The sequence below is a fragment of the Azospirillum sp. B4 genome (genome assembly GCF_000333275.1).
In the GTDB taxonomy this organism is placed as follows: Bacteria; Pseudomonadota; Alphaproteobacteria; order Azospirillales; family Azospirillaceae; genus Nitrospirillum.
This window is the reverse complement of sequence record NZ_BACU01000381.1, coordinates 1-1,235: the sequence shown is the minus strand read 5'-3', so window position 1 is coordinate 1,235 and position 1,235 is coordinate 1. Positions and strand designations below refer to the sequence as shown.

The following is a 1,235-nucleotide window of genomic DNA, read 5'->3' as shown; positions in this document are numbered from 1 at the left end:
CACCTCCGCATGGCCGCGCAGTTCCAGCGCCGTCGCGGTGGGCGCCAGCCCCTGGGGGGAACGGGTGAATAGGGCGGCGCCCAAGGCGCGCTCCAACTCCTCCACATGGCGGCCCACGCTGGGCTGCGTCAGGCCCAGCGCGCGCCCGGCCGCCGACAGGCTGCCCTCACGCAGCACCGCCAGGAAGGAGCGGTAGAGTTCCCAGCCGGGTTCGGATCTAGTCATAAATTTGCGCTCAAGCGATTTCCCGAAATATGATAATTGGCGTAATTCCTAAATAGCCTCCCGGTCTCCCCATAACCATCCGCCCCATTAGCGACAGTATTTCCGTTACTAATGCCACAACCGTCGTGGCTCTCTCCCGGGCCGCCGCCTCCCAGTTTTCTGATATTTTCTGTACAAGATCCGTGCTGATCGTTGCACCAACATCCGCATCGGCGTCTTTAATACCAATGACCGTCCAAACTCCAGGAATAATATATCCATATTTCATTATGATATTTCCTGGAGAAATAACCATATTCTCTTCATCTAAAGCCATCCACGATATGCTTTTATTATCTCCATCATCATAAATTGTTGCTTGCACCGTATATGGCATTATTTTAATAATTTCCATCCCAAGTTTGTTATTTTCTAATTGTCTTTCATCGATATTTTCAGATTCACCTATTCCAATTCTTTTAAATATAGTTGGCATTTCCCATGCATCTTTTGAAATTTTCAAATTTTTTACGCTCAAAAGCCCACTGACCTTGACAAATTGACCGATGCCGGCAGTGTTAATGTCCTTGCTGATAAGGGACTTTGAATCCAGAATTCTGATAAAGTCCATGGCATTTTTCCATAATGGGTCATAAATACGCTCCGCATTCTGGTTCCATTGCTCTCCAAGTTGATCTTCTCTACTTCCCTGGATATTTGCGACGCCAGGCACGCCGCCACCGCCGCCAACAACGGATTTCTTAGAAGTATTTTCTCCTGATTGCGCCGATTTACGCAGAGATTGCAAATGCCCATTCGGATCAATTTGCGACAAGAACGAACCTATGCGTCGCGCGTCGTGATATAGGAAATCATACACCGATTTAATTTGCTCATTGTCACTATTTACTTGCCTATATTTCTTCATACAACCCTCCATTGCTATCCTAGGGATAACGTCTGATTTAATTTAATAATAAACTTACGCCATCTAAGATGGTATAAATTTATATAGGTCTGGCCAATAATCT

Annotated in this window: 2 protein-coding genes; both read right to left on the bottom strand. The window is 46.5% G+C overall.

Translation table 11 applies throughout. The features are described 5' to 3' along the window. On the bottom strand, positions 1 to 225 hold a 225-nt coding region (locus I55_RS16970), incomplete at its 3' end, for a LysR family transcriptional regulator (protein WP_044561766.1). 10 nt (positions 226 to 235) lie between these two features. Then, a complete protein-coding gene (locus tag I55_RS36060) occupies positions 236 to 1,132 on the bottom strand; it encodes a hypothetical protein (RefSeq protein ID WP_148293791.1) in 897 nt (298 codons plus the stop codon). Positions 1,133 to 1,235 lie beyond the last annotated feature (103 nt).